This is a genomic window from Bifidobacterium sp. ESL0704 (assembly GCF_029392075.1).
Classification (GTDB): domain Bacteria; phylum Actinomycetota; class Actinomycetes; order Actinomycetales; family Bifidobacteriaceae; genus Bifidobacterium.
Window position 1 is genome coordinate 2001980 of record NZ_CP113929.1, and the last position, 23679, is coordinate 2025658.

The following is a 23679-nucleotide window of genomic DNA, read 5'->3' on the forward strand; positions in this document are numbered from 1 at the left end:
CCATGCACAACTCCCAAACCCAACACCAAACGCCCACAACGCCACCCGGTTCCCCCGCTTTTCGCCGCAACGGGGCCATGGCGGCAAGTACCAACGGCCGAAAAGGCCTTCGAGGACTCAAGGGCCGCAAACCCAGTTTGATACAGGGCAATACCCGCCTTGCGCTGTTATCGCTCAAGGTGCGACACCATCTGGTTGTCTTGCGCAGGAAACTGCCCGAATGGCTTACCGCGTACGTTTCGCCGCTTGGTTGGTCGGTGACGGGCATGGCAGTGGTCTGCCTCGTGGCATTCCCTGCGTTGGGATGGCATGAGCTGCTGGTCTGCGGCATCATCGGACTGGTCATGCTGGCACTCGGCATCGCGATGTCACTTGGCAATACAAAATTCCATGCGGCGTTGTCCGTTTCCGACAACCGCATCACCGTCGGCGACTCGGTCAGGGTCGACGTCAATATCGCCAACCCCGGCAAAAGCCCGACGGTAAGCGTTCAGGGCGACCTGCCGATGGGCGAGATGCACCAGCACTTCCGCATCCCCGCCTTGATGCCCGGCAAATCCAGGGACGAACAGGTCGAGTTCCGCGCCACTTCACGCGCGATTCTCCCGGTCGGCCCGCTGAAAATCAGCAAGGGCGATCCTTTCGGCATCGTACGTCACGAACAGTCGCTTTCCGAGTCGGTGCAGGTCTTCATCCATCCGAAAACCGTCTTCCTCAACACCCTCGATTCGGGCATCTTCCGAGACCTTGAGGGCAGTCCTTCCGGCCAGGTGGTCGACGATGACCTCGATTTCTACGGGTTACGCGAATACCGGCCTGGCGATGACATGCGTAACGTCCACTGGCTTTCGTCGGCGAAAACCGGCACGTTGATGGTCCGCCAATACGAAGCGACCAAACGCACCGATACCTCCATCACCCTTGGCGTCAACCCTACGGACTATACGACCGAAGACGAATTCGAGCTGGCCGTCAGCACCGCCGCCTCTATCGGCACCGAATGCCTGGTCGAAGGCCGTCCGCTGGCCGTACAAGCCTCCTCCGATTCCCTGATTGCGCGTGGGGCCATGCCGTTCCTCGATTGGATGAGCGGGGTCAAGCCGGATATGGACGAAAACCCGAATCTCGCGCTCACCACGTTGAAGACAAGCCCTGCGGCCTCGTTCTATTTCTTCGTGGTCGGTTCCGGCGCCAGACTCGAACGCCTCCGCCGTATCGCGGCCGCACTGAACCGGGAATCCATCTGCGTCATGCTGCAAATCGACCCCATAGCCGGCAATGCCATCCATCAATACGATGATTTCACCCTGGCCACGCTTTCAGCACTAGACGACCTTCCGGTGATTATGGAGGCGCTGAAATGAGCGGCACCAATCCTATACGCAATGCTTTCAATGCGGCAAGCCGGTCGAAAACCCCCGATCGGACTTCCCTTCCCGATTTCACCGGCACCACCGGCACATGGGCGAGCACGACCCGGGCACCGATCGCGCTGACCGCCACCGGCAACGGCCAACGTCAGATATTCGTCACCGTTCATCGTCCTTGGACCACCGCCTCCATCGGCGCCCTGCTTGTCCTGGTCGCCGTGTGTCTCAATGCCGCCAATCTCATCGATGTCTACGGCAACATCCCGGTCTGGGCGATGGCGGCGGTCCCGGCAGCGGCACTTGGCGTGTTGATCGCCTTGGCCGGTGTCAATCCGGCGCTGAAGCTCTGGTGGCAAATCGTCTTTCTGACCCTTGCCCAGTTCCTCGTCGGCCCTGTCGTCGCACTCAACGGCACCACCATCGGCCATATCGTGCCGAGCCTGCAGACCTTGAGCCAAGGACTAACGCAGACCTTCGGCTCGTTCAAATATGTCATCGCCGTGGTCCCTCCGCTCGGAAGCGCCAACGGCAGCCTGATGGCTCTGTGGACGCTCAATCTGTGGACGGCGTTCCTCGCGGGCGTTTTCGCGGTTTCAGAAAGCCAGCGCATCAACCTCATCACCGTTTTCCCGCTGGCGTTGAACCTCGCGGTCAGCGCGCTGTTGGGAACCGCCTACGGCACGTTGCGCCCTGCTTGCGCGATCGTCGCCATGCTGGCGCTGGTCATCTGGCTGGCCTGGCGCTGGCAGTCGCTGGACATCCATCGTGCAATAAGCATGGCCATCATCATCCTTCTTGCCATCGCTCTCGCCTTCGGCGCTACCCTCATCGTCCCCCAGCACCGCCTCACCCTGCGCGACCGTTACAACCCGCCGCTCGACCCGCACCAATACACCAGTCCTTTAAGCGGCATGCGATCCTACGTCAAATACCACAAGAAGGAAACACTGCTTTCGGTTTCCGGGCTTCCTGCGGGCACGCCGGTGCGTCTTGCCGTCATGGACCGCTTCGACGGCAATGTCTGGAACCTTTCGGATTCCACCGACGCCAGCGATTCCTCCGATTACCGCAAGGTCGGCAGCGCCATCGCCAACACGACCCAGGGCGAACATTTCAAGGCCACCTTCACGATACGAAAAGGCTTCTCCGAACAATGGCTGCCGTTGGCGGGTGATGCCTCGTCGATCAGTTTGAAAGGCCAGGATTTCTACTACAACACGGGAACCCATTCCGCCATCGTTGCCAATACCCCACTTGGCGGGCAGACCTACACCGAATCCGGCGTCATCGCCGATATGCCCACCCAACAGCAGATCACCCACGCCCAGGCCCAACGCATTACGCAACCAGAGGCGAAGGACATCCCCGACAGCGCCAGCAAACTTGCGCCGTCACTGACCGGCAAACAGTCCAGCGACGGCGCGACCGCACAGACGCTGGCCACCGCATTGAAGACCAAAGGCTGGTTCTCGCACGGCCTCGCCGGCGATTATCCTTCGCTGCCCGGCCACGGCAATTTCCGCATCGATTCCATGCTCGGCGGCACGGCGATGGTCGGCGACAGCGAGCAGTATGCTTCGGCGATGGCGATGATGGCCCGGGAGCTGAACCTTCCCTCCCGCGTGGTGCTTGGTTTCATCCCGAAAGACAAGGACGGCAACATCTCCAAGTCCCGCACCTCGCACGGCAGGAACAGTGCTACACAGACCGATTTCACCGGCAACGACATCGAGGCCTGGGTCGAGATCAACTTCAAGGATTACGGCTGGGTTCCTTTCTATCCCACACCGAAGGAAACCAAGACCCCGAACAAGAACCAAGATCTGACGCCGCCGAACCCGAAGACACTCGTCCGCCAGCCGCCGGTACCGCTCGTCGACCCTCTGCACGACCAGAACCAGGCCCGCGACCAGTCCTCGCTTGACGGTGCGGATGCAGGCGACAAGAACGGCAATGCCACACTGATGAAAATTCTCATGGTGGCGCAAAAGGTAGCCGTCTACGGCAGTCCGCTGTGGATCATCCTTATCCTCTGCGGGCTGATTCTGCTCATCAAAGCCATCCAACTGGCCGTCATGGCCCGTCGGGGCAGTTCCACTCAGCGCATCGCCTCCGGCTGGAAGGCCATCGATATGCTCGCCGACCAGAGCGGTATCAAGACCTCCGGCACCCGCAGGCATCAGGCGGCCCAGATCGACGAGGCCCTGAAGGCCGCGCTGCAGGGCACGAATGCCACAAGTCCGGCGACGGCAGCCATCACGGACTCGACGTCGGGGCCGGCCACGACCCACAAGGAAAGCAAAGCCGCCCAAAAAGCAGCCAGGAAAGCAAACGGACCGAAAAAGAAGAAGACCTCCAACGCACGCCCCATCGATCTCGAAGCGTTGAGACTGCTCTCGCGCGAGGCCGATTGGGTCGCCTTCTCCGGCAAGCAACCGGAAGAGGCCGCCAGTAAGGATTATTGGAAGCGGGTCAAGGCCATGCGCAAGGCAATCCTTGCCGATCAGCCCCGTATGCGCCGCCTGCGCACCCGGCTTTCGCTCAAGGGCGTCTTCCAAGTGCCGCACTTCAGTCTCCAGCGTTTCAAAAGGTCGGGTTCCGCCGGTTCGGCAGGTCCTACAGGTGCCGGCGCGGCAAATCCCAAAACAGGGAAAAGCGCGAAAAACAGCAGGAAAAAGCCTCGCAAAACCATGAAAAGCAATACAACGAAAGACAAGTCTATACTGACTAATGTGCATGCAAAACGCAAATCCACCGCACGGAAAGGTCGTTGATAATGTCTGATCATCCACACATTCGTGCGGCTATGGGTAGCGACATCGGCAGAAAGCGTCGCAACAACCAGGACACCGGAATCAATGAGCCCGGCGTCTACATGGTTTGCGACGGCATGGGCGGCGGTGTCGGCGGCGAACGTGCCAGCGCCCTGACCGCAGCGCACTTCAGGTCAGTCGCCAATGAACCGGTCAGGTCAAGGCACATCATCGAATCCGCACTGAATGCCTCCCAGCACGATGTCTGCGACCTGGGCCGGGAGCTGGGCGGTGTCGCCGGGACAACGGCCAACGGCATCATCCTCCCCTCCCGGCCCGGCAACAACGGCGACGAGCAGGCACCGCTATGGTATGTGATCAATGTCGGCGATTCCCGCACCTATCATTTCGATATCGACACTGAGGGCCATGCCGTCGCCTCTTCGATCAGCCATGTCACCAAGGACCATTCCCAACGTCAACAGGCCATCGATACCGGGCTGATGTCTCCGCAAATGGCCAACGCGACCATTCCGCGCAACGTCATCACCCAGTGCATCGGCGCCCCGCAGGGCATCAGGCCGGATTTCTACGCGGTGGTGCCGACCGGTCGGTTCATCGTATGCTCCGACGGGCTGTATTCCGAGGTCTCGGACAAGAAAATCGCAGCGATCAGCCAGGCGAACCCCGACCCGCAACTTGCCGTTGAAGCATTGATTCGTGCCGCTCTGCACGCCGGCGGAAGCGACAACATCACGATCATCGTCGTCGACGTGTGGCCCGGTACTCCATACGACGAGCCTTGGCACGCCAGCAAACTCGACAACGGAGAGGAACTGGAGACCATCGGAGACGTCACACTCGACAGTCTGCATACATAAATCGCGTCAATTTCCCGTTTCCGTTTCATCCGTGTAATGCCGGCGAGACATAACGGGAACCAACCGATATAATCGTTACGTTGGCTCATGCAATAGTAAATAATCGATACCCAAACGATGAACGTCGAGCGATTCATCCAATAAGAAAGAGAAGTGAAGCAGATGGTTGATTATGACACCGCCGTCGCCATTGTTCAGGATTCCGAAGCGGATCCGGTCATGCTGGCGAAAGTCGCTTACGAAAACCCCGATTTTGGTGCGAACGTGGCTGCAAACCCACGCGCCTATCCTGGGCTGAAGCGCTGGCTGGCACAGTTCGGCGATGACCGCGCCCGCGAAACCCTCAAGTCCATGGGCTTCGAGGTTCCCGATCAGGGTGTCGAGCCCCAAGAGGCGCAGACACAGCAGGCTACGGAACAGGCATCAACACCTTATATCGCCGACCAGCAGACGGCAGCAGACGGCCAGTACACCACCATTGCCACTACTGCCAATCAGTACGCGACGCAACAGACGGCCACCACAGACGGCCAGTACACCGCTGCCACCACCAATCAGTACGCGGCGCAACAGCAATCGGCCACTTCCCAGAACTACAACCAGCAGATGCCCGTCGCCACGAACGCCTACGGCTACACCGCCGAGCAGGCACTGGACCCGAACACCGACCAGATGACCATCGCCAGCATCGCCCAGTATGCCCCCGAGCTGCGTCCATGCCTCGCACGCAACCCCAACACCTACCCGGAGCTTCTGAACTGGCTGGCCCAGCTGCACGACCCGGCCATTGACGCAGCCCTTGCCACGCGGCAATAGGCACAGTCGCAACAGCGCCAATATCGCCGTTATTATCGGCTGATGAGCTGGCTTGGTTGTCACGAGCCGATCGGCCTCGCCTGCGATAACCGAATCGGCTCATCACCGCTATAGCGTAAAACATATAGCGTAAAAACATGTCCCGCTATCTTGCCTTTTGGCCGGATAGCGGGACATGTTGTTACTGGATGTCTCTTCACTTTCAGAGACCTGTTTCATGCTGCCAGGGCACAAATCATCCTTTGTCTTCGGTGAGCTTGAAGAACTGGTCGCCGATACGCAACGTCACCGGAGCCGAAAGCTGAACCGGGCTGTTCTTGACTTGCTGCTCGTGGTCGCCAGCGATGATATACGTGCCGTTGAGTGAACCATAGTCCTCAAGCCACAACGTGCCGTCCTTGTCATAGCTGATGGCCGCATGGTTGCGTGAAACCGTGCGCGTCGGATCGGCGAGCCTGATGGACATCGCGCCTTCAGGCACAGTGGCCGAAACATTGCGGCCGAGCAGGGCGCTCTTGTCAAGCAGGATATCCTGACCGGTGGCGTCGTTGTGCAGCCGATAGCGTTTCTTGGGCTTTTCGGACATGAACGCGGCGGATAACACCGTGCCGTCCCAGTCCTCGATATCGCCATCGCTGTTGGTCTGCGGGGCGGCCGAAGTCCAGGAACTGTCCACAGCAGGCTTCTGTGTCCCCATAGCCCCGTCCACTAGCGACTGTGGAGTACGGGCCGTTTCTGAATCCCGTGCGAGTTCATCGGCCACGGTCTGGTTTGCGGATACAACTGTGGTGTCATCATCATACCAACCGAGCTCTGGTGCCGGTGGAAAAGGCAAAGTACTCATGGTTTCATATTACATCAGAACCGCAACATTACCGGCAAGGTTTCCTTGGAAGCGCGGTTTCTTTAACGCTCAGCAGACTTGCACCTTTACCGCTCATTCAATATATACAGATGGCGCTAAATCAATGATCAACAAGATGATGATGGATGGCATTGTCTGCTTCAGATACGCCAGAGACGGCAATGATGTGCTTGGCCGGCAATGCTTCAACGACTCGCTTGGCCTTGGCTTCTATCCGGGTCATACCGTAAGCAGAACGGTCGCCGATGGTTTGCATCCCTGACACAAAATCATCATCGAGGTTTGCCGACAGCCATGGCAGCTGCGGTCATCGCTTGAATGACGATCATGCTCAATGCCCTTTATTCCGGCTCACAGGCTGCAACAAGTCCGATCTTTTTAAGACAAGCTCGGCCGTATATGAAAATGTCTTGTTCCCCTACCGACTTGCAACAATGGCAAGCGGTAAAAGAACAAGACATTTTTAAACGACCTGTCGGGAAAGCCGGTCACCGAACTTTCCCGACATCGATATCAATCAGACCTGTGAAGCCGAATCGTCCGAACCGTTCGTGCCGAAATCGGTGTCGCCGTTCAGGTCGCTGGCTCCGCCCTGATCGTTGAGGAAGTCATCGGGATTGAAATCATCGCCGAGCTTCAGATCGCCGAAGTCGATATTGGAGAAGTCCATATCGTCCATGCCGCCGTCGCCGAACTCGGAGGACGCGTCCCCACCCAAGCCGAAGTTCGGGTAGATGGTGTCGCGGATGGCCTTGTCGGGCTCGACCGTCGCGTTGCGATAACGCGCCAGGCCGGTGCCGGCAGGGATGAGCTTGCCGATGATGACGTTCTCCTTCAAGCCCTTGAGCTCGTCGGACTTCTGCTCCAGCGCGGCCTCCGTAAGCACGCGGGTGGTCTCCTGGAACGAAGCGGCGGAAAGCCAGGAATCGGTGGCCAGCGAGGCCTTGGTGATGCCGAGCATCTCGGGACGGCCGGCAGCGGGCTTGCCGCCCTCCTTGACCGCCTGCATGTTGGCGTCACGGAACTTCGCCTGATCGACCAGCTGTCCGGGCAGCAGATTGGTGGTGCCTGAATCGATCACCGTGATGCGGCGAAGCATCTGGTGGACGATGACCTCGAGGTGCTTGTCGTGAATATCCACGCCCTGGGAGCGGTACACATCGTGCACGCCCTCGACGATACTGACCTGAGCCGCACGGGGGCCGAGGATGCGAAGGATCTTCTTCGGGTCGACGGAGCCTTCGATCAGCTGGGTGCCGACCTCGACGTGGTCGCCGTCCTTGACCAGCAGCGGAGCGCGACGGGTCACCGGGTAGGTGATCGGCTCGATGCTGGTATCGTCCGGGGTCAGCGTAACCGTACGGCCGTGGTCGGAATCCTCGACCTTGACGGTGCCCGGGTACTCCGTGATCGGCGCCTCGCCCTTAGGCGTACGCGCCTCGAAAAGCTCGGTGACACGGGGAAGACCCTGGGTGATGTCGGAAGCGGAAGCGACACCGCCGGAGTGGAAGGAACGAAGCGTGAGCTGCGTACCAGGCTCGCCGATGGACTGTGCCGCGACGACGCCGACGGCCTCGCCGACATCCACCAGGCGATTGGTGGCCAGCGACCAGCCGTAGCACTTCGCGCATACGCCGCGCTTGGACTCGCAGGTCAAAACGCTGCGCGCCTTGACCTCTTCGACACCGTGGGCGACCATATCGCGCAACACGTCCATGCTCATGGCGTCTCCACGCTTGTAGAGCACGGTCTTGCCGTCCTTGGGATCGATGACGTCATCGGCCAACAGACGCGAATACGGGCCACCATCGGCGGCCTTAACGAGTACGAGATTACCGTCTTCGTCGCGGTCGGCGATCTTGATCGGCAGTCCGCGCTTGGTGCCGCAATCCTCTTCGCGTACGATGACCTCCTGAGCCACGTCGACGAGACGACGGGTGAGGTAGCCGGATTCCGCGGTACGAAGTGCGGTATCGGCCAGACCCTTGCGGGCGCCGTGCTGGGAGATGAAGTACTCCAAGACGGACAGGCCTTCGCGGTAGTTGGACTTGACCGGGCGGGAGATGATCTCGCCCTTCGGGTTCGCCACAAGTCCACGCATACCGGAGATCTGGCGGATCTGCATCCAGTTGCCTCGGGCTCCGGACTGGACCATGATGTTGACGTTGTTGTCGTCCTTGAAGTTGTCACGCATGGCGTCCGCGACCTTGTCGGTGCATTCGGTCCACAGGTTGATGAGCTCCTGACGGCGTTCCTCTTCGGTCAACAGACCCATGTCGTACTGGTCGTTGACCTTGTCGGCCTGGCCTTCGTAGTCATGGATGATCGAAAGACGCTCCGGCGGCTCGACGATATCGGAGAAGGACATGGTGACGCCCGACCAAGGGGCGCGGGTGAAGCCGAGATCCTTCAGGGCATCCAGCGTCGCGGCCACCTGGGCGGTGGAGTAACGCGTGGCGATGTCGTCGACGATCGTGGAGAGCTTGCCCTTGGCGACCTGCTCGTTGATGAACGGGTAGTCGACAGGCAGGGTCTGGTTGAACTTCAAGCGGCCGTAGGAAGTGGCGAAGAGGACGGTTCCGTCCTTGAAACGCTCTTCCTTAACCACGTCGGGGCTGCCTGGCTCGGGGTCAACGACCTTGAGCTCGGCCGGCTCCCAATCCTTGGGAAGCACGAAGTCCTCGGGCAGGCGCACGAGCACCTTGGCCTGCACGTCGACATCATGACGGTCGACGGCCATGCGCAGTTCCTCGGGAGAACCGAGCACGCGGCCCTGTCCCTTGGCGCCGTCCACGACGGTGGAGAGGAAGTAGAGACCCAGAATCATATCCTGAGAAGGCATCGTGACGGTGTGGCCGTCCGCCGGCTTCAGGATGTTGTCGGAAGCCATCATCAAAGAACGGGCCTCGGCCTGCGCCTCGACGCTCAGCGGCAGGTGGACTGCCATCTGGTCGCCATCGAAGTCCGCGTTGAACGCGGCGCAAGCGAGCGGCGGCAGGTGGATGGCCTTGCCCTCGACCAGAATCGGTTCGAAGGCCTGGATGCCGAGCCTGTGCAGGGTAGGCGCACGGTTGAGGAGCACCGGATGCTCGCTGATGACGTCTTCAAGCACATCCCAGACGGATGAATCCTGACGGTCGACCAGACGCTTCGCGCTCTTCATGTTCTGCGCGTAGTTCTGGTCCACGAGCTTCTTGATGACGAAGGGCTTGAAGAGCTCCAGGGCCATCGGCTTGGGCAGACCGCACTGGTGCATGCGCAGCGACGGACCGACGACGATCACGGAACGGCCGGAATAATCGACACGCTTGCCCAGCAGGTTCTGACGGAAACGGCCCTGCTTGCCCTTGAGCATGTCGCTCAGGGACTTCAGCGGACGGTTGGAAGCGCCGGTGACCGGCCGTCCTCGACGGCCGTTGTCGAACAGGGAGTCGACGGCTTCCTGCAGCATGCGCTTCTCGTTGTTGAGCATGATCTCGGGGGCGCCGAGCTCGATGAGCCTCTTCAAACGGTTGTTGCGGTTGATCACGCGGCGATAGAGGTCGTTCAAGTCGGAGGTGGCGAAACGGCCGCCGTCGAGCTGCACCATCGGGCGCAGATCCGGAGGGATGACCGGGATGGCCTCAAGCACCATCGCCTCGGGCTTGTTGTCCGTAGTAAGGAAGGCGTTGACGACCTTCAGGCGCTTCAGGGCACGGGCCTTGCGCTGGCCGGAGCCGGTGTCGATCTCTTCACGAAGCTGCTTGGCGGCACCTTCGAGGTCAAAGTCACGCAAACGCTTCTGAATGGCTTCGGCACCCATGGAGCCTTCGAAATAGTCGCCGTAGCGGTCGCACATTTCCTGCCACAGGTCGACGTCGCCTTCCATGTCGCCGGGCTTCAAGGTCTTGAAGCGGTCGAACACGGCGGCGAGACGCTGGGCTTGATCGTCGTAACGCTGGCGAATGGCCGCCATCTCACGCTCGGCGGAGTTGCGCATCTTGGATTTGGCGCTGCCCTTGGCTTCGCCGCTCGCCTCGAGCTCGGCCATATCAGCCTCAAGCTTCTTGGCGCGTTCCTCGATCTCGTTGTCGCGGCGCTTGGAAAGCTGCGCGATCTCGGTGTCGAATTCGTCCTGCAGATCCGGCAGATCCTGCTGGCGCTGCGCCTCATCGACGCTCGTGACCATATAGGCCGCGAAGTAGATGACCTTCTCCAGATCCTTCGGCGCGATGTCGAGCAAATAGCCCAAGCGGCTCGGCACACCCTTGAAGAACCAGATGTGGGTGACCGGCGCGGCCAGCTCGATGTGGCCCATGCGCTCACGGCGGACGCGGGATTTGGTGACCTCCACGCCGCAGCGTTCGCAGACGATGCCCTTGAAACGCACGCGCTTGTATTTGCCGCAGGCGCACTCCCAGTCGCGGGTCGGTCCGAAGATCTGCTCTCCGAACAGGCCGTCCTTCTCGGGCTTCAAAGTTCTATAGTTGATGGTTTCCGGCTTCTTGACTTCGCCGTAGCTCCACTTGTGGATGTCCTCGGTAGTGGCGAGTCCGATCCTCAGTTTGTCAAATGCGTTGACGTCCAGCACTATGTTGTCCTGTCTTCCAATTGATAACAATCACGATTATTTTTCTCCGGCTTGCCGTGGCTTGGCGCTTTTCGTTCGTCAAGCCACGCTCTTAAAGCCGTTGGTTGAAGCGTTGCCTCTAGCGGTATTCCGGCTGAGGTGCCGCCTGATCGTCCTTGGCCGCGGCGTCCGGACGGGCGCCGATGTTGAAGCCGAGATCGTTGGAGTTGCCCACCGGGTCATCCTCAGCGTCGTTCAGGTCGATGGCCACGCCGTCGGCGTTGAGCACTTCGACGTTGAGCGACAGCGACTGCATCTCCTTCAAGAGCACCTTGAAGGACTCGGGAATGCCGGCCGGCGGCAGGTTCTCGCCCTTCACGATGGCACCGTAGGCGCGCACGCGGCCGTCGACGTCATCGGACTTGGTGGTCATCATCTCGTGCAGCGTGTAGGCGGCGCCGTAGGCCTCGAGGGCCCACACCTCCATCTCACCGAAGCGCTGGCCGCCGAACTGTGCCTTGCCGCCCAGCGGCTGCTGGGTGATCATGGAGTACGGGCCGGTGGAACGCGCGTGGATCTTGTCGTCCACAAGGTGGTGCAGCTTGAGCATGTACATGTAGCCCACCGAAATCGGCTTCGGGAAGGGCTCGCCGGTGCGGCCGTCGAAGAGGGTCGCCTTGCCGTCCTCGCCCACGAGCTTGTCGCCGTCGCGGTTGGGAAGGGTGCTGCGCAGCAGGCCCTGAATCACGTCGGGACGCACGCCGTCGAAGACGGGGGTGGCCACCGGGGTGTTCGGATCGCCGTGTTCGGCGCCCTGCGGCACGTACTGCTTCCATTCGGCCTCGAGATCCGGGTCGAGCTTGATATCCCAGCCCGCGTGAGCGATCCAGCCCAGGTGCAGTTCCAGCACCTGACCCAGGTTCATACGAGACGGGACGCCCAGAGGGTTGAGCATGATGTCGATCGGGGTACCATCGGGCAGGAACGGCATATCCTCTTCCGGAAGGATGCGGGAGATGCAGCCCTTGTTGCCGTGGCGGCCGGACATCTTGTCGCCCACCGTGATCTTACGGTGCTGGGCGATGTAGACGCGAATCATTGAATTGACGCCGTTGGGGAGCTCGTCGCCGTCCTCTTCGGCTTGGTCGCGGGTGATCTCCTTGATGGAGATGACCGTGCCGGTCTCGCCGTGAGGCACACGCAGCGAGGTGTCACGCACTTCGCGGCTCTTCTCGCCGAAGATGGCGCGCAGCAGACGCTCTTCAGGGGTGAGCTCGGTCTCGCCCTTCGGGGTGACCTTGCCGACCAGGATGTCTCCGGCCTCGACCTCGGCACCGATGCGGATGATGCCGCGCTCGTCGAGGTTCGCCACCGCTTCCTCGCCGACGTTCGGCAGGTCGCGGGTGATTTCCTCGGCACCGAGCTTGGTGTCGCGGGCGTCGATTTCGTACTCCTCGATGTGGATGGAGGAATAGGTGTCGTCTTTCACCAGGCGCTGCGAGATGATGACGGCGTCCTCATAGTTGTAGCCGTTCCAAGGCATGAACGCGACCAGCACGTTCTTGCCCAGCGCGAGGTCACCCTTTTCGGTGGCCGGTCCGTCGGCCAGGACGCTGCCGCGCTCGACGCGCTCGCCGTCATGGATCAGCGGACGCTGGTTGTAGTTGGTGGTCTGGTTGGAACGCTGGAACTTGGCGAGCTTGTAGCTCGACTGGGTTCCGTCGTCGTTGGCCACACGGATGATGTCGCCGGAGACGTAGCTGACGACACCGTCCTTCTCGGAGAGAATCGTATCGCCGGAATCGTAGGCGGTGCGCCATTCGGCGCCGGTGCCCACCAGCGGGCGCTCGGACTGCACGAGCGGGACGGCCTGACGCTGCATGTTGGTGCCCATCAGTGCACGGTGGCCCTCGTCATGCTCCAGGAACGGAATCAGCGAAGCGCCGACGGAGACCATCTGACGCGGGGAGACGTCCATATAATCGACGTCGCTGACCGGCACATCGACCGCTTCGTCCTCGCCGGAACGCACGAGTGCGGTCTTCTCGACGAAGTTGCCGTCCTTGTCCAGCTTCTGGTTGGCCTGGGCGATGACGTGCTCGGCGTCCTGATCGGCGGTCATGTACTCGATGTCGTTGGTGACATGTCCGTTGACGACCTTACGGTACGGGGTCTCGATGAAGCCGAACGGGTTGACGCGCCCGAAGGTCGCGAGCGAGCCGATAAGGCCGATGTTCGGGCCTTCAGGGGATTCGATCGGGCACATACGTCCGAAGTGGGACGGGTGGACGTCACGGACCTCCATGGAGGCGCGGTCGCGCGACAGGCCGCCGGGGCCCAGAGCGGAGAGACGACGCTTGTTGGTCACGCCGGAAAGCGGGTTGTTCTGGTCCATGAACTGCGAGAGCTGGGAGGTTCCGAAGAACTCCTTGATCGTCGCGTTGACGGGGCGGATGTTGATCAGGGACTGCGGGGTGATGGCCTCGGCGTCCTGGGTGGTCATGCGCTCACGAACCACGCGCTCCATACGGCTCAGGCCGGTGCGCAGCTGGTTTTGGATAAGCTCGCCGACCTGGCGGATACGACGGTTGCCGAAGTGGTCGATATCGTCGGTCTCGACGCGAAGGTCGACGTCCTCGCCATTGCGACGTCCCGGGAAGGTCTTGTCGCCGGCATGCAGCGCCACGAGGTACTTGATGGTGGCGATGATGTCCTCGCGCGAAAGGCTGCGATCGGTCGGCTCGGCCTCGAGGCCCAGCTTGCGATTGATCTTGTAGCGGCCGACGCGTGCGAGGTCGTAACGATGGTTGTTGAAGTAGAAGGACTCCAAGAGGTTCTTGCCGGCTTCCGGAGTGGCGGTGTCGGCCGGACGGATCTTGCGGTAGAGGTCGGTCAGGGCCTCGTCCTGCGTGTTGATGGTCTCCTTTTCAAGGGCATCGAGCACCAGCGGGTAGTCCTTGAAGGACTTGGCGATCTCATCCTTGGTCATGCCGATGGCCATGAGGAAGACGATGGCGGACTGCTTGCGCTTGCGGTCGACGCGCACGCCCAAAACGTCGCGCTTGTCGATTTCGAACTCGAGCCATGCGCCGCGCGACGGGATGATCTTCGCGCCGAAGACCTCCTTGTCGCTGGTGCGGTCCGGGGTGCGGTCGAAGTAGACGCCCGGGGAACGCACGAGCTGCGAGACGATGACGCGCTCGGTGCCGCCGATGATGAAGGTGCCGTGCGGGGTCTGCAGCGGGAAGTCGCCCATGAAGACGGTCTGGCTCTTGATCTCGCCGGTGTCGCCGTTCTCGAATTCCGCGTTGACGTAGAGCGGTGCGGAATAGGTGTAATCCTTCTCCTTGCACTCCTGGACCGTGTGACGCGGTTCCTCGAAGTACGGGTCGGAGAAGGTCAGGCTCATGGTCTGCGCGAAGTTCTCGATCGGGGAAATCTCGTTGAAGACCTCTTCGAGGCCCGAAGTATGGGCCACGTTGTTGGTGCCGGCCTTGATGTCGGCTTCGGCCTTCTTCTTCCAGCGTGCGTTGCCGATGAGCCAATCGAAGCTATCGGTCTGCACCCCCAGAAGGTAGGGCACATCGATGGGTTCCCTGATGGAACCGAAATTCACACGGTCCGACGCCTTATGCAACTTGATGTCGTGCTCATCGGCGCGTGCGATGACTTGTGTGGTGTTCGTCTTGAGCTTATTTTCAGCCAATGGACGTTCCTTATCGCTCGCTTGATCTTTGTCTATTCTTTTACGAGGAAACGCACCGCAAACGGCTACACTACGCGGGCGCTTCATCGTTAGAGCATGCCCGCAATATGACACACCTTATGCAAAGTATCTATTATACACGGCGAGGAGACCAGATAACCGGCATATGGGGCAGTGGATTCTTGGGACCGCATCAGAACGAAGCTCGACAATCCGACGTCGACCACTTCGCCGAACACGCCCCGAGCAATCGAATCCCGACCATCGACCGTCGTAAGCGCAGACGCGGTGCCGAACCCCGAAGACGGTACGCGGATCTTTTTGTATACAACCTATACATATAATCCCTATATGATAAAGCGATGGTGCACAGTACGGCAGTCTTGGCAACTTCACATATCATAGTATGATTAGATTTAATATCGGATTACAATTCTAGATTGCATCGGAAGAGCTCATGAGAAGAATCATGGTACTTGGCGCAGGCTATGCGGGCTTACATGCCGTAAAGCAGCTCGTCGCCCAGAACCCCGACGCGGAAATAATGCTGATCAACAAGGACGTTTACCATTATGACACCGCACGGCTTCATGAAGTGGCCGTCGGCAGAACCGACCCATCCGAAATCAGCTTCAACCTGCGCGAAAAGATCAATCCGGGCGTCACCCTCGTCATCGATGAGGTGGTGCGAATCGACCACGACATACGCGCCGTCGAGCTGCGCAAGAACGGACTGATTTTCTACGACTACCTGATCAACGCACTGGGCGGCGCTTCCTCCACGCCCGACGTTCCGGGAGCCACCGGCAACGTCCTGCCCCTGATTACCCTTGACGACGCGATGCGCGCACGGAGCCATGTCGAACAGGTACTGACGGATTATCGACTCAGCCAGAACCCCTACGATCTGCGCGTCGCCGTGTGCGGAGACGGATTCTCGGCCGTTGCGTTCATGGCCGCACTGATGCACGAGATCCCGGCGCTGGCGAAAAAATTCGACGTGCCTGCAAAAAAAATGGAAGTCCATTGCTTCGCCTCCAACCCTAGGCCCCTCTACCGTTTTGACCCCAAACTCACCGAATGGATCATGGAGGATCTGGGCGGCAGCGGCGTCATTTTCCATGGTTCTTCGCGCGTGACGAGGATCGAGCCGGGCACGGTATTCATCGGCAACCAGACTTTCCACGCCAACACCATCGTCTGGGCGACGGGAATCCGCGGCAGCCGGGTCGTTCCTGTTTCCGGCTATGTTCAGAAATTCAACCGCGTCATTGTCAACGATGACCTTTCGGTCGTGGAGGCCGATGGCGGGTGGCCACGGGAATTCGTGATCGGGGACGTTTCCGCCGTCGCAAATCCCGAAACCGGCCGCGTCTACCCGGCAAGCGCCCAGCTCGCGATCCAACAGGCGGATTGTGCCGTCAGCAATGTTCTCTCGCTGCTGCATGGCGGACGCACGTTCAGGTTCGTCTTCAAACCGTATGGCACGATTCTGCCGCTCGGCCCGCATTCGGGCGTCGCCCAGCTTGAGAATTCCAAGGGCAAATACACCCGGCTCAAAGGTGCCAAGGTACGGCTGCTGATCAGCAGGATGAACAAATACTTCAGAGAAGCCATCATCTAGGGATGAGTGAAGGCCGGGTTACAGCCCCATCTGGTAACGGCCTGATTTGGTTACGGCCCGATCTGGTGACAACCTAATCTGGTCACAGCCCGATCCGGTTACAGCCCGATCCGGTTACAGCCCGATCCGGTGACAACCTAATCTGGTCACAGCCTGATCCGGTTACAGCCCGATCCGGCTACGACCCGAGACGAAATTCAGGATTCCCGAATCTCGAAGACACCGCACTCCCGCAATGATTCGATGTGCGGCTGCGCCTACTTGACGGTAATCGGAACTTTTTCGCTTTTCACGTTTGGATGGTCTTTGAGGCTCAGCTGGGCCAGATAGACACCGCGCTTCACGCGAGGAAGCTGTTCGTCGGGCACGCAGGTGGATCCGGTCTTGTCGGCCGGCCAAGTGATTTTCTGCGCATCCTTGTCACCCTTGGCCATCAACAGCTTGCGCGAATCCGCCGGGCATACCGCCGAACTCCAGATGGTGTCGCCAGTTTGCCGGCCGGAAGACGCGTCCGCATCATCGCCGGAAGCAGAACCGGAATCAGCATCCGACGATGCCCCCGACTTGGCATCGGAACCGGATTTCGTGCCGGAACCGGACTGGGAAGACGAGCCTGCATCGGCATTCGAGCCCGAATCGGAAGCCGAATCGCCATCCGGAATCGAATAAATCGTCAGGATACGCGAGGCGTTGGAGGCGTCGACCAGGCAGGAATCATTGCCTTCGTAGCGTATGGTCGCCTTGAAATCGAGCGATCCGCCGAGTTCTACGCTTGACGTCGCGGGGCTCAGTTCCAGCTTCACGTCCTTGGCGCCGCATGCTTTGACCGTGCTTTGGTTGGCTTTATCATTCTTGCCTGCGTTGTCGGATGTGCCGGATTTCTTGGAAGCCGCGGCCCTCTTGCCACTCGGAGCAGAGCTTGAAGATGCCGAACCGCCATGCCCCCCATAAGTGGCCATGACCTTGGTGGCGAGCGCATAAATGCCGAGCCCAATCAACGCGAGAAGCGCCAACGCAATCACGCCCACGACAATGCGGCGACGCAGATAGACGCGCTGCATCTCTTTGCCGGGCTTGCGCTTTCCCTGTCGCTTCTGCGGTTGCTGAGAGGTCATACCAACCAAGTGTAAACGACTTGGCTGAATTTGACGGCCACCACGCCGACTTGGCCTGCTGCCGCCAATCGGAATTCCGTGAGGAACCTGCCGGTTTTGCATGCCTTCAGCAATGAAAACGTACCTGTTTTGGCAATATTCGCAAACCAATGACAGTTGGAGGTGCTACATGGACATTCCTCTGCACAATTCTCAAACCAATGACACTTGGATGACGCAAATGGACGTATCTGTGCAATATTCTCGAGTTAGTGACAGCTGACGCGGTTAAACGTACCTGTTTGAGCAATATTCGCAGAATAATGACAGAACAGTATGGCATTGGTGCAATGGCCGAACAAATATGATGGTGTTGGCGCAATAGCCGAACAAATTCGATAACCCAATACGACAACCCAATCGAGGATGCTGGGCGACCTCACCGCTTTCGTCACATTTCCAACGTCATTGGCTTCAGGCGGGCAGACGCAGCGAACCGTCCGGGGCGATTTCGATCAGACCGTCCTCATCGAGGCTGGCGATGCAGGCGTCGAGCTGGATGTGGTCGGGCCAGAGCTTTTCGACATCGGCGCGCGACAGATATGGCGACGTTGCCCGCTCTGAGCCGTGAGCATGTTGCGCCGCCGAACAATCGGCTCCCCCGTTGCCCGATTTATTCGCATGAGGCACTGAAAGCATGGAAGCAGCCAAGTCAGAATCGTTTTCAGCCGGTGTTGGCTCGGAAGGCGCGACCGCGAGTCCACGTAGCGCATTCAGGATAATACCGCGTACCTGACGGTTCGTGCCCTTGAAACTCTGGCGCGGACGGGTGCGTTTTTGGCCCATCCCCGGGCAACCGGCTGCGTAGAAACGGCTGTACGAGGCCCACGGATCCTCGTCGATCTTCGGGTTCTTGGCGGTGCACACCAGCGCGCCCAACTCAATCAGCGCCTCGTTCCAGATCACGCTTTCCCTGGCATCCTGCGGCAAGACCGCGTTCGCCAGTCGCCGTTCCTCCGGCTTGGTCGCGCCGCCGAAGGATTCCTCGCCCTTGAACGTACGCCAAAGCACACGGCGAACGTTGGTGTCGAGCACGGCGATACGACGCCCGAACGCAAAGCTCATCACCGCGCTGGCCGTGTAGTCGCCGATGCCGGGCAGGGCCACGAGTTCATCGTATGTTTTCGGAAGTTCATTGCGGTACTGCTCGGCGACGACCTTGGCACATTCCTGAAGGCGCAACGCACGACGCGGGTAGCCGAGCCTGCCCCATGCGGTGATGACCTCGGCGGCGCTCGCCTCTGCGAGACTTGCGGCATCCGGCCAGACGCCCATCCAGTTGTTCCAGTATTGCACCACGCGGCTCATCTGCGTCTGCTGGCTCATCACCTCGGAAACGAGAATTCCCCATGGCGTCGTGCGGCCGTTGCGCCATGGCAGGTCGCGCGCGTTTTCGTCCCACCATGCGAACAGCTCCTGCTTCATCGTTTCGAGCTCCGCCGAGCTGAAGCCTTCCGCCGATTCGGATGAGCCTGTGCCGGATTTCTTCATATCCTTATCCTCGTGAACCATCCGACCATTCTGCCCTGACGTCGATACAGCCCGGCCTTCACACTCCGTTAACGCTCACATGTCGAACGAGAATCAGGCATTATAATGACAATTGTTGTGAGCTATATCACAAAACATAAAGGAGTGAACAATGGTGTATCGTATGATCTTCAACCAGGAAGCCTATTTCGGGCGTGGCGCAATCAAGGAAATCCCGAATGCCGCCAAGGCGCACGGCTTTACCAAGGCTTTCATCGTCACCGATCCGGTGCTCTTGAAGACAGGAACGGTCAAGAAGGTCACCGACGTGCTCGATAGCGCCAGCATCCCCTACGAAATCTTCGACAACGTCAAGCCGAATCCGCCGGTGGAGTGCATCCAGGACGGTGTGGCGAAGTTCAAGAACGCAGGCGCCGACTTCCTGATCGGCCTAGGCGGAGGCTCACCGCAAGATACCTGCAAGGGCATCGGCATCATCACCGCGAATCCCGAATTCGCCGATGTGCTTTCCCTGGAAGGCACCGCCGCCACCAAGAACCCGTCCATCCCGATCTTCGGCGTACCCACCACCGCTGGAACCGCATCCGAAACGACCATCAACTACGTGGTCACCGACACCGCCAAGAAGCGCAAGTTCGTGGCCGTCGACCCGCACGACATCCCGCTGGTCGCCTTCATCGACCCGGACATGACCGACACCATGCCGCGCAGCCTGAAGGTCGCCACCGGCCTCGACGCGCTGACCCACGCCATCGAAGGCTTCGTCACCCCGGGCGCCTGGGAGCTTTCGGATTGCCTCTCGCTGCAGACGATCCGCATGATCGCCCACAATCTCGCCAAGTCCGCCGACGGCGACGTCGAGGCGGGCGAGCAGATGGCCTATGCCTCCTACATCACCGGCATGGCGTATTCCAACGTCGGGCTGGGACTCGTTCACGGCATGGCCCACGCGCTGGGCGGTCTGCTCGGCGTCGCGCACGGTGTGGCGAACGGCATTCTGCTCGCGCCCGTCATGGAATACAACAAGGACTATACCGGCGAGAAATACCGTGCCATCGCCCACGCCTTCGGCGACCAGAATTCCTATAATCCCGACCGTTCGATCGAGGAGGTGCGCGAAGAGGCCGTGCACAAGATCCACCAGCTCACCGTCGACCTCGGCAACCCGACCACCATCAGCGAGGTCGGCGCCAAAGAAAGCGACATCGACGGGCTGACCGACAACGCCTTCAAGGACGTCTGCACCGGCGGCAACCCGCGCAAGCCCACGCGCGAGGAGATCCACGCGATCTACGAGAGCCTGATGTAAGGTTTCGCCGAAGAGACGCAAGCCGATTCCGTCGACGCGTAAAGACGCGCGAACACATCGGTTGCTGCCGCGAAAGCCCGTCGACTTTTCGGCGGGCTTTCGCTATGCCGCCATTCCCTTACCCCACGTCGCACGTCGCACGCCACATCGCACGTCGCACGTCGCACGTCGCACGCCACACGCCACATCGCACGTCGCACGTCGCACGTCGCACGCCACACGCCACACGCCACACGCCACATCGCACGTCGCACGTCGCACGCCACACGCCACATCGCACGTCGCACGTCGCACGTCGCACGTCGCACGCCACACGCCACGTCGCACGTCGCACGTCGCACGCCACACGCCACACGCCACACGCCACACCACACACGCCACACCACACACGCCACACCACACCCAACATCGAGAGAACGGCCAGAACGCGGTATGAGACGGGTTCCAACGTATTGCGCCATGTAAGGCATAAAACCGTTCAAAACCAGAATCGTGGATTCGAACCACGTCTTTCGATCATCACCCACGCTCAGAGCCAATTCTCAGGCACACACGCTGTTCACGCCCTCTCATATTGTCATGCATTCGGCAGAGAGCACAAGACGGCGCCGGCATCATGCTTGGCGCATCCACCAAAACGTTCGAGCGCGACCGGTGTCGCTTCACGGGGATAGTTTTGAATCATGACAGACGCAGCGCAAACGGCGGAAAACGCCGGAAATCCCGAGAACAAAGTCACCGACATGTACGAATACGGCTACCGCAAGTCCAATTACGGGCCGGACGAGCTTGTGACCGACGCACACGGCAACCCGATCAGCGTGGTCGACGCGATGATGAGCGCCAAAGACGCCAGTGAGGCCGAAACGGTGACGCCGCATCTGTGCTACTACTCTCCGCGTATTCCCGGCAACACGGGATCGGCCATCCGCCTGTGCGCCGTGACCGGCACGATCCTGCACCTGATCGAGCCGCTCGGCTTCAACCTCAAAGACACGAAACTGCGCCGCGCCGGGCTGGATTACCACGATATGGCACACGTTGTGCTTCATCCCGATTTCGATGACTTGGTGAAATCGATGCCCAACTCCCGCATCATCGCCTTCACCGCCCATGCCACCAAGCTTTACACGGATATCGAATACAAGCCGACCGACATCCTGCTTTTCGGCCCGGAGCCAGGCAATATCCCCGATCCGATGGACATCATGGAAGGCCCGCACGTCGCTGAGCAGGTGCGCCTGCCGATGCGTCCGAGCCTGCGCAGCCTCAATCTCACCAACTGCGCCTCCATTGCCATCTACGAAGCCTGGCGTCAGCTCGGCTTCAAGGGCGGAGAGTAACCCTTCCACTACCCGCCCCTCAAGCAGCCCCGGTCTTACAGGCAACCCCCGGCCCGGTTGCCTAATGCCCAGGCCCTCATTCCAATTTTGCGCCATCAATAAGCCGTTGACCATCAACCACCGGCCCACGGCGTAATTTTATATTTGAGCCACATTTAAGCCACTTACAGTTTCTTAGTTGCTTATTTATGGCGTGAACGGATGCGATGTTTGGGCACTCAGTTCTTGAAACTGTGTATCGGAGCGGGGATGCGGCCGCCGCGGGTGACGAAGGCCTCGCAGGAGGTCTGATTGACGGGAATGATCGGCGCGTAGCCCATCAGCCCGCCGAAGTTGGCCACCTCGCCGACATCTTTGCCGTAGACCGGAATGACACGCACGGCGGTGGTCTTTTGGTTGACCATGCCGATGGCGGCCTCGTCGGCGATCATGCCCGAGATTGTGGATGCCGTGGTGACGCCCGGGATGGCAATCATGTCAAGGCCGACCGAGCAGACGCAGGTCATCGCCTCAAGCTTTTCGATCTTCAGGCAGCCGGACGCGGCCGCATCGATCATGTTCTTGTCTTCGGAGACCGGAATGAACGCGCCGGAAAGACCGCCGACGTAGGAGGAGGCCATGATGCCGCCCTTCTTGACCTGGTCGTTCAACATCGCGAGCGCCGCGGTGGTGCCGGGAGCGCCGACCTGTTCGAGCCCGATCTTCTCCAAGACCTCACCCACCGAGTCCCCGACGGCCGCCGTCGGAGCCAGCGACAAATCGATGATGCCGAATGGCACGCCGAGCCGCCTCGAGGCTTCCTGCGCGACCAACTGGCCGACGCGGGTGATTTTGAAGGCGGTGCGTTTGATGGTCTCGCACAAAAACTCGAAATCCTTGCCTTTTGCGGCATCGAGCGCACGCGAGACCACGCCCGGCCCGGAAACGCCGACGTTGACGACCACGTCTCCTTCGGTCACCCCGTGGAAACCGCCGGCCATGAACGGGTTGTCATCGGGGGCGTTGCAGAACGCCACGAATTTGGTGCACCCGTCGCTGTCGGTCTCCCGAGTGGCATAGGCGGTGTCCTTGATGACATGGCCAAGCAGCTCAACGGCATCCATGTCGATGCCGGTTTTGGTCGAACCGACGTTGACCGAGGAACAGACGATATCAGTTTGCGATAACGCCTGCGGAATCGACTCGATGAGCATGCGTTCCGCCGGAGTCATCGACTTGGAGACCAATGCCGAGTATCCACCGATAAGGTCGACGCCGACCTCCTTGGCCGCACGGTCGAGCGCGTGGGCGATTTTGACGAAATCAGCGGGCGAATGGCAGGAGCTGGCCCCTACAAGCGCGATCGGGGTGACGGTGATGCGCTTGTTGACGATGGGGATGCCGAAATCACGTTCGATGGCCTTGCCGACCTTCACGAGGTCGCGCGCTTTGTCGGTAATTTTGCGGTAGATGTTGTCGCAGACCGCCTCCACATCAGCCGCCGCACAGTCAAGCAGCGAAATACCCATGGTAATCGTACGCACGTCGAGCTTTTCCTGCTCGATCATCGCATTGGTCTCGCGGACCTCCATAATATTCAGCATTTGCTTGCCTCTTTCATACGCTTCTGACACAAATCTCTCGTTATGATGTCTGTTGGTGCCACCAAGCAGGCCATTTTTCCGAGAATCATACCCAATTCATTCGTTTTTATGGGGTCTTGTTGCACCAAGACCACCTAAAACACCACAATCACATCCCATTTATGGATAATCACGCTGCTTGGTGCACCAAGACCCCATAAAAATGAAGAATGAAGGAGATAACTGTCACATCAAG

General features: G+C 59.9%; 14 protein-coding genes. 8 read left to right on the top strand and 6 right to left on the bottom strand.

Annotated elements, in window-relative coordinates; genetic code table 11:
- Window positions 1–77 precede the first annotated feature (77 nt).
- The 4 genes from OZX64_RS07420 (at window position 78) to OZX64_RS07435 (ending at window position 5820) form a co-directional block, all read left to right on the top strand.
- On the top strand, window positions 78–1364 hold the full coding sequence (locus tag OZX64_RS07420; protein WP_277172389.1) for a DUF58 domain-containing protein: 1287 nt from the start codon (window positions 78–80) through the stop codon (window positions 1362–1364).
- On the top strand, window positions 1361–4144 hold the full coding sequence (locus tag OZX64_RS07425) for a transglutaminase-like domain-containing protein (protein ID WP_277172391.1): 2784 nt from the start codon (window positions 1361–1363) through the stop codon (window positions 4142–4144). Before OZX64_RS07420 ends, OZX64_RS07425 begins: the two co-directional genes overlap by 4 nt.
- Before the next feature lie 2 nt (window positions 4145–4146).
- Window positions 4147–5004, top strand: coding sequence for a serine/threonine-protein phosphatase (locus tag OZX64_RS07430; RefSeq protein WP_277172393.1), 858 nt, complete (start codon window positions 4147–4149; stop codon window positions 5002–5004).
- A 162-nt stretch (window positions 5005–5166) separates the two neighbouring features.
- Window positions 5167–5820, top strand: a complete 654-nt coding sequence (locus OZX64_RS07435) for a hypothetical protein (RefSeq protein WP_277172395.1) — start codon at window positions 5167–5169, stop codon at window positions 5818–5820.
- A 235-nt stretch (window positions 5821–6055) separates the two neighbouring features.
- Here OZX64_RS07435 and OZX64_RS07440 read toward each other — a convergent pair whose 3' ends face one another.
- A complete protein-coding gene (locus OZX64_RS07440; protein WP_277172397.1) occupies window positions 6056–6664 on the bottom strand; it encodes an FHA domain-containing protein in 609 nt (202 codons plus the stop codon).
- Between the two features lie 124 nt (window positions 6665–6788).
- Here OZX64_RS07440 and OZX64_RS07445 point away from each other — a divergent pair, with 124 nt between their 5' ends.
- Window positions 6789–6947 carry a hypothetical protein gene (locus tag OZX64_RS07445; RefSeq protein WP_277172399.1) on the top strand — a complete coding sequence of 53 codons (159 nt, stop codon included), beginning with the start codon at window positions 6789–6791 and terminating at the stop codon, window positions 6945–6947.
- A gap of 255 nt (window positions 6948–7202) precedes the next feature.
- On the opposite strand, the gene OZX64_RS07450 is transcribed toward OZX64_RS07445, so the two are convergent.
- A complete protein-coding gene (locus tag OZX64_RS07450) occupies window positions 7203–11255 on the bottom strand; it encodes a DNA-directed RNA polymerase subunit beta' (RefSeq protein ID WP_277172401.1) in 4053 nt (1350 codons plus the stop codon).
- Between the two features lie 118 nt (window positions 11256–11373).
- A complete protein-coding gene (rpoB, locus tag OZX64_RS07455) occupies window positions 11374–14940 on the bottom strand; it encodes a DNA-directed RNA polymerase subunit beta (RefSeq protein ID WP_277156903.1) in 3567 nt (1188 codons plus the stop codon).
- Between the two features lie 457 nt (window positions 14941–15397).
- Between rpoB and OZX64_RS07460 the strand changes: the two genes are divergently transcribed.
- The gene (locus tag OZX64_RS07460) at window positions 15398–16564 is read left to right on the top strand and encodes an FAD-dependent oxidoreductase (protein ID WP_277172403.1); all 1167 of its coding nucleotides are present in this window, start codon (window positions 15398–15400) and stop codon (window positions 16562–16564) included.
- Window positions 16565–16821: 257 nt separating this feature from the next.
- Here OZX64_RS07460 and OZX64_RS07465 read toward each other — a convergent pair whose 3' ends face one another.
- Entirely contained in the window at window positions 16822–17679 is an 858-nt protein-coding gene (locus OZX64_RS07465) for a hypothetical protein (protein WP_277172404.1), read from the bottom strand.
- 453 nt (window positions 17680–18132) lie between these two features.
- A complete protein-coding gene (locus tag OZX64_RS07470) occupies window positions 18133–19143 on the bottom strand; it encodes an A/G-specific adenine glycosylase (protein WP_277175022.1) in 1011 nt (336 codons plus the stop codon).
- 217 nt (window positions 19144–19360) lie between these two features.
- On the opposite strand from OZX64_RS07470, the gene fucO reads away from it, so the two are divergent.
- Both fucO and OZX64_RS07480 read left to right on the top strand, forming a co-directional pair.
- The gene (gene fucO / locus OZX64_RS07475; protein WP_277172406.1) at window positions 19361–20518 is read left to right on the top strand and encodes a lactaldehyde reductase; all 1158 of its coding nucleotides are present in this window, start codon (window positions 19361–19363) and stop codon (window positions 20516–20518) included.
- 683 nt (window positions 20519–21201) lie between these two features.
- Window positions 21202–21861 carry a tRNA (cytidine(34)-2'-O)-methyltransferase gene (locus tag OZX64_RS07480; protein WP_277156890.1) on the top strand — a complete coding sequence of 220 codons (660 nt, stop codon included), beginning with the start codon at window positions 21202–21204 and terminating at the stop codon, window positions 21859–21861.
- Between the two features lie 218 nt (window positions 21862–22079).
- Here OZX64_RS07480 and OZX64_RS07485 read toward each other — a convergent pair whose 3' ends face one another.
- Entirely contained in the window at window positions 22080–23444 is a 1365-nt protein-coding gene (locus OZX64_RS07485; RefSeq protein ID WP_277172408.1) for a PFL family protein, read from the bottom strand.
- Between the last annotated feature and the right edge of the window lie 235 nt (window positions 23445–23679).

Bases quoted from the DNA above. Each gene is read 5' to 3' on its own strand.
- OZX64_RS07420 (WP_277172389.1), top strand. From the start codon at position 78: ATGGCGGCAAGTACCAACGGCCGAAAAGGCCTTCGAGGACTCAAGGGC.
- OZX64_RS07425 (WP_277172391.1), top strand. From the start codon at position 1,361: ATGAGCGGCACCAATCCTATACGCAATGCTTTCAATGCGGCAAGCCGG.
- OZX64_RS07430 (WP_277172393.1), top strand. From the start codon at position 4,147: ATGTCTGATCATCCACACATTCGTGCGGCTATGGGTAGCGACATCGGC.
- OZX64_RS07435 (WP_277172395.1), top strand. From the start codon at position 5,167: ATGGTTGATTATGACACCGCCGTCGCCATTGTTCAGGATTCCGAAGCG.
- OZX64_RS07440 (WP_277172397.1), bottom strand. From the start codon at position 6,664: ATGAGTACTTTGCCTTTTCCACCGGCACCAGAGCTCGGTTGGTATGAT.
- OZX64_RS07445 (WP_277172399.1), top strand. From the start codon at position 6,789: ATGATCAACAAGATGATGATGGATGGCATTGTCTGCTTCAGATACGCC.
- OZX64_RS07460 (WP_277172403.1), top strand. From the start codon at position 15,398: ATGAGAAGAATCATGGTACTTGGCGCAGGCTATGCGGGCTTACATGCC.
- OZX64_RS07465 (WP_277172404.1), bottom strand. From the start codon at position 17,679: ATGACCTCTCAGCAACCGCAGAAGCGACAGGGAAAGCGCAAGCCCGGC.
- OZX64_RS07470 (WP_277175022.1), bottom strand. From the start codon at position 19,143: ATGAAGCAGGAGCTGTTCGCATGGTGGGACGAAAACGCGCGCGACCTG.
- fucO (WP_277172406.1), top strand. From the start codon at position 19,361: ATGGTGTATCGTATGATCTTCAACCAGGAAGCCTATTTCGGGCGTGGC.
- OZX64_RS07480 (WP_277156890.1), top strand. From the start codon at position 21,202: ATGACAGACGCAGCGCAAACGGCGGAAAACGCCGGAAATCCCGAGAAC.
- OZX64_RS07485 (WP_277172408.1), bottom strand. From the start codon at position 23,444: ATGCTGAATATTATGGAGGTCCGCGAGACCAATGCGATGATCGAGCAG.